Genomic DNA, 4,115 nt, shown 5'->3' with positions numbered 1-4,115 from the left:
TTCGAGCTGTTGCGTGATGCTGTCGGCGATCAGCTTGGCATCGATTTCAGGCTTGCGCACTTCTTCGATGTTCACTGCGACGGGCACGCCCAGGCGCGACGCGAGTTCCTTCTTCAGGTTCTCGATGTCTTCGCCCTTCTTGCCGATCACCACACCAGGACGTGCCGAGTAAATGGTGATACGGGCGTTCTTGGCAGGACGCTCGATCAGGATGCGCGACACAGCCGCGTTCTTGAGCTTGGCCTTCAGGTACTCGCGCACCTTGATGTCTTCGGCCAGCATGCCCGCGAAATCGCGGTTGCTGGCGTACCAACGGCTGGACCAGTTGCGGCTGACCGCAAGGCGGAAGCCGGTAGGATGGATTTTCTGTCCCATAGTCTTCCCGAGCCTTTAGTTGCCAACCGTCACGTACACATGGCACGTGGGCTTGCTGATGCGGTTGCCGCGGCCTTTGGCGCGCGCGGTGAAGCGCTTGAGCGTGGTGCCTTGTTCGACGTAGATGGTCTTGACCTTCAGTTCGTCGATGTCAGCGCCATCGTTGTGTTCGGCGTTGGCGATGGCCGACTCCAGAACCTTCTTGACGATTCCCGCAGCTTTTTTCTGCGTGAAGTTCAGGATGTTCAGAGCCTGGTCCACTTTCTTGCCGCGGATCAGGTCGGCGACCAGACGGCCCTTGTCGACCGACAGACGGACGCCCCGGAGGACTGCACGTGTTTCAGACATGGTCGTTCCTTACTTCTTCGCTTTTTTGTCAGCGGGGTGACCCTTGAAGGTGCGCGTCAGGGCGAATTCGCCCAGCTTGTGGCCCACCATCTGGTCGGTGACATAGACCGGCACGTGTTGCTTGCCGTTGTGCACGGCGATGGTCAGACCGATGAACTCGGGCAGAACCATGGAGCGACGCGACCAGGTCTTGACTGGTTTCTTGTCCTTGGTGGCAACGGCCTTTTCGACCTTGGCCAGCAAGTGATGGTCAACAAATGGACCCTTTTTGAGAGAGCGAGTCATCTGTTACCCCTTACTTCTTGCGACGCGACACGATCATGATCTGTGTGCGCTTGTTGTTACGGGTGCGATAACCCTTGGTCAGATTGCCCCAAGGATCGACTGCATGGCGGCCTTCGCCGGTGCGGCCTTCGCCACCACCGTGAGGGTGATCCACAGGGTTCATGGCCACGCCGCGAACCGTAGGACGAATACCCATCCAGCGCTTCACACCGGCCTTGCCCAGTTGGCGCAGGCTGTGCTCTTCGTTGGCCACTTCACCAATGGTGGCGCGGCATTCGATGTGGATCTTGCGCACTTCGCCGGAGCGCATACGCACTTGAGCGTAAACGCCTTCGCGGGCCAGCAGCGTTGCCGAGGCACCTGCCGAGCGGGCGATCTGAGCACCGGCACCGGGCTTGAGCTCGATGCAGTGGATGGTCGAACCCACGGGGATGTTGCGGATAGGCAGCGTGTTGCCAGCGCGGATCGGTGCTTCCGAACCGGACAGCAGGGTTGCGCCCACTTCCAGGTTGCGGGGAGCGATGATGTAGCGACGTTCGCCGTCGGCATAGCACACCAGAGCGATGTGGGCCGTACGGTTGGGGTCGTACTCAATGCGCTCAACCTTGGCCGGAATGCCGTCCTTGTTGCGCTTGAAGTCCACCACACGGTAGTGGTGCTTGTGACCACCGCCCTTGTGGCGGGTGGTGATGTGACCGTTGTTGTTACGACCGGCCTTCTGGAATTGTGGCTCCAGCAGGGGGGCGTACGCTTCACCCTTGTACAGGTGGTCACGCGTGACCTTCACCACGGCACGTTGGCCGGGCGAGGTAGGTTTCATCTTAACGACAGCCATGATTACGCGGCCTCCCCGGAGAGGTTCAGCTCTTGACCTGGCTGCAGCGTGACGTATGCCTTGCGAACGTTGTCGCGGCGGCCCACGGTCTTGCCGAAACGCTTGGTCTTGCCTTTGGTGTTCACCACAGAAACGCCCTTGACTTCCACCTTGAACATCAATTCCACAGCGGCCTTGATTTCGGGCTTGGTAGCGTTCTGCAGCACCTTGAACGTCACTGCATTGGACTTCTCGGCAACCATGGTGGCCTTTTCGGACACGATGGGAGCGACCAGCACTTGCATCAGACGACCTTCGTCAAACTTGAGTGTGCTCATGCGAACATCTCCTTGAGTTTGTCGATTGCACCCTTGGTGACGAGCACTTTCTTGAAACGCACCAGCGACACGGGATCGGCGTAACGGGGCTCAACGACGAGCACGTTCACCAGATTGCGCGAGGCGAGGTACAGGTTTTCGTCCACTTCGTCGGCAATCACCATCACCGATTGCAGGTTCATCGCCTTGAACTTGTCAGCCAGGACCTTGGTCTTGGGGGAATCAAGCTTCAGCGAATCGACCACAGCCAGACGGCCTTCGCGGGCCAGCTGCGACAAGATGGCAGACATACCGGCGCGGTACATCTTCTTGTTGATCTTCTGCGTGAAATTTTCGTCAGGCATGTTCGGGAAAATCCGACCACCCCCACGCCACAGAGGCGAGGAAGTCATACCTGCACGTGCGTTACCCGTACCCTTTTGCTTGAAAGGCTTCTTGGTCGAGTGACGGACTTGCTCGCGGTCCTTCTGGGCGCGAGTGCCTTGGCGGGCGTTGGCCTGATAGGCCACCACGATCTGGTGCACCAGATCTTCGTTGTATTCACGACCGAACACGGTTTCAGGAACATCCAGCTTGGATGCGCCTTGGCCTTGGTCATTCAGGAGTTCGAGCTGCATTAGTTCGCTCCTTTGGAGGCTTTGGCCTTGATCGCTGGACGCACCGTCACGAACCCACCCTTGGAGCCCGGAATAGCGCCCTTGATCAAGAGCAGTTGACGCGCTTCATCGATGCGGATGACATCGAGGTTTTGCGTGGTCTTGGTGACATCGCCGAGGTGGCCCGTCATGCGCTTGCCGGGGAACACGCGACCTGGGTCTTGTGCCATACCGATCGAGCCAGGCACGTTGTGCGAACGGCTGTTACCGTGCGACGCGCGCTGCGAGCTCATGTTGTGACGCTTGATGGTACCGGCGTAGCCCTTACCGATGGACGTGCCTTGCACGTCGACCTTTTGGCCCACAGCAAACACATCGGTGGCAGGAACCGTAGCACCCGCGGCGTACTTGCCAGCGGTTTCTGCGGTCACGCGGAATTCCTGGATGATTTCACCGGCTTCCACACCTGCCTTGGCAAGGTGGCCGGCTTCTGGCTTGGTCACGCGCGATGCTTTGCGCGAACCGAATGTGACCTGCAGGGCCACATAGCCATCGTTCTCTTGGGTTTTGACCTGGGTAACGCGGTTGTTGGACACATCCACCACCGTGACAGGCACTGCGTCCCCATCATCGGTGAACAGACGCATCATGCCCACTTTGCGACCCAGCAACCCGAGGGAGTTGCTCAGACTCATTGGTTTTCTCCAAAACTCTCACCGCCGCAACTTCAATTGGCTACGGCGTTTCCGCAAACTCTCGCTTGCGTGCATGAAAGAAGGTTAATAAAACTCCGCTGACGCACACCATTTAACAGGCGCAAATCGAGCGAAGCCCTAAAGTATAACGCGAACTGCTTTTTCAAGCAAGTTCGCGCTATTTCAGTCGCTGCAAGACGGGCGAACCCGTCCCACAACAGCTACTGCTACATCACTGCAGCTTGATTTCGACGTCCACGCCAGCTGGCAGGTCGAGCTTCATCAGGGCGTCCACGGTCTTGTCCGTAGGGTCCACGATGTCCATCAGACGCTGGTGCGTGCGGATTTCGAGCTGGTCGCGGCTGGTCTTGTTGACGTGCGGCGAGCGCAGGATGTCGAAACGCTTCATGCGCGTCGGCAGGGGCACGGGACCCTTGACGATGGCGCCGGTGCGCTTGGCGGTGTCAACGATCTCGGCAGCGGACTGGTCGATCAGCTTGTAGTCAAACGCCTTCAGGCGGATGCGGATTTTTTGCTTGGACATGGCAAGTTCCTTTTCTGCTTATGAATTAAGCAATGATCTTGGCCACGACGCCAGCGCCCACGGTACGGCCGCCTTCGCGGATAGCGAAGCGCAGACCTTCTTCCATGGCGATGGGGTTGA

8 protein-coding genes and 1 pseudogene are annotated in these 4,115 nt (G+C 58.6%); all 9 read right to left on the bottom strand.

Going from position 1 to position 4,115, the window contains the following annotated elements; genetic code table 11:
• Window positions 1-375 (bottom strand): 30S ribosomal protein S3 (rpsC, locus tag DBR23_RS27185; protein WP_108500139.1); only part of this gene is annotated, 375 nt, incomplete at its 3' end.
• A gap of 15 nt (window positions 376-390) precedes the next feature.
• On the bottom strand, window positions 391-723 hold the full coding sequence (gene rplV, locus DBR23_RS27180) for a 50S ribosomal protein L22 (protein ID WP_007847806.1): 333 nt from the start codon (window positions 721-723) through the stop codon (window positions 391-393).
• A gap of 9 nt (window positions 724-732) precedes the next feature.
• Window positions 733-1,008: a 30S ribosomal protein S19 gene (gene rpsS / locus DBR23_RS27175; protein ID WP_010467177.1), complete on the bottom strand. Its 276-nt coding sequence runs from the start codon at window positions 1,006-1,008 to the stop codon at window positions 733-735.
• A gap of 10 nt (window positions 1,009-1,018) precedes the next feature.
• Window positions 1,019-1,843, bottom strand: a complete 825-nt coding sequence (gene rplB, locus DBR23_RS27170) for a 50S ribosomal protein L2 (RefSeq protein ID WP_008906426.1) — start codon at window positions 1,841-1,843, stop codon at window positions 1,019-1,021.
• 2 nt (window positions 1,844-1,845) lie between these two features.
• A complete protein-coding gene (rplW, locus tag DBR23_RS27165; RefSeq protein WP_007847815.1) occupies window positions 1,846-2,160 on the bottom strand; it encodes a 50S ribosomal protein L23 in 315 nt (104 codons plus the stop codon).
• On the bottom strand, window positions 2,157-2,777 hold the full coding sequence (gene rplD / locus DBR23_RS27160; RefSeq protein ID WP_008906425.1) for a 50S ribosomal protein L4: 621 nt from the start codon (window positions 2,775-2,777) through the stop codon (window positions 2,157-2,159). The genes rplW and rplD overlap by 4 nt, the downstream gene beginning before the upstream one ends.
• The gene (gene rplC / locus DBR23_RS27155) at window positions 2,777-3,451 is read right to left on the bottom strand and encodes a 50S ribosomal protein L3 (protein WP_056058913.1); all 675 of its coding nucleotides are present in this window, start codon (window positions 3,449-3,451) and stop codon (window positions 2,777-2,779) included. Before rplC ends, rplD begins: the two co-directional genes overlap by 1 nt.
• A gap of 232 nt (window positions 3,452-3,683) precedes the next feature.
• Window positions 3,684-3,995 carry a 30S ribosomal protein S10 gene (gene rpsJ / locus DBR23_RS27150; protein ID WP_005796953.1) on the bottom strand — a complete coding sequence of 104 codons (312 nt, stop codon included), beginning with the start codon at window positions 3,993-3,995 and terminating at the stop codon, window positions 3,684-3,686.
• Window positions 3,996-4,020: 25 nt separating this feature from the next.
• A pseudogene (locus tag DBR23_RS27145) lies at window positions 4,021-4,115 on the bottom strand (elongation factor Tu); the annotation flags it as partial.

This window comes from Acidovorax sp. HMWF018, assembly GCF_003061035.1.
Lineage (GTDB): Bacteria > Pseudomonadota > Gammaproteobacteria > Burkholderiales > Burkholderiaceae_C > Acidovorax > Acidovorax delafieldii.
The sequence above is the reverse complement of the archived record's forward strand: the minus strand, read 5'-3'. Positions and strand labels throughout refer to the sequence as shown.

Coding starts and splice junctions, on each gene's coding strand:
- rplV (WP_007847806.1), bottom strand. CDS start 723: ATGTCTGAAACACGTGCAGTCCTCCGGGGCGTCCGTCTGTCGGTCGAC.
- rpsS (WP_010467177.1), bottom strand. CDS start 1,008: ATGACTCGCTCTCTCAAAAAGGGTCCATTTGTTGACCATCACTTGCTG.
- rplB (WP_008906426.1), bottom strand. CDS start 1,843: ATGGCTGTCGTTAAGATGAAACCTACCTCGCCCGGCCAACGTGCCGTG.
- rplW (WP_007847815.1), bottom strand. CDS start 2,160: ATGAGCACACTCAAGTTTGACGAAGGTCGTCTGATGCAAGTGCTGGTC.
- rplD (WP_008906425.1), bottom strand. CDS start 2,777: ATGCAGCTCGAACTCCTGAATGACCAAGGCCAAGGCGCATCCAAGCTG.
- rplC (WP_056058913.1), bottom strand. CDS start 3,451: ATGAGTCTGAGCAACTCCCTCGGGTTGCTGGGTCGCAAAGTGGGCATG.
- rpsJ (WP_005796953.1), bottom strand. CDS start 3,995: ATGTCCAAGCAAAAAATCCGCATCCGCCTGAAGGCGTTTGACTACAAG.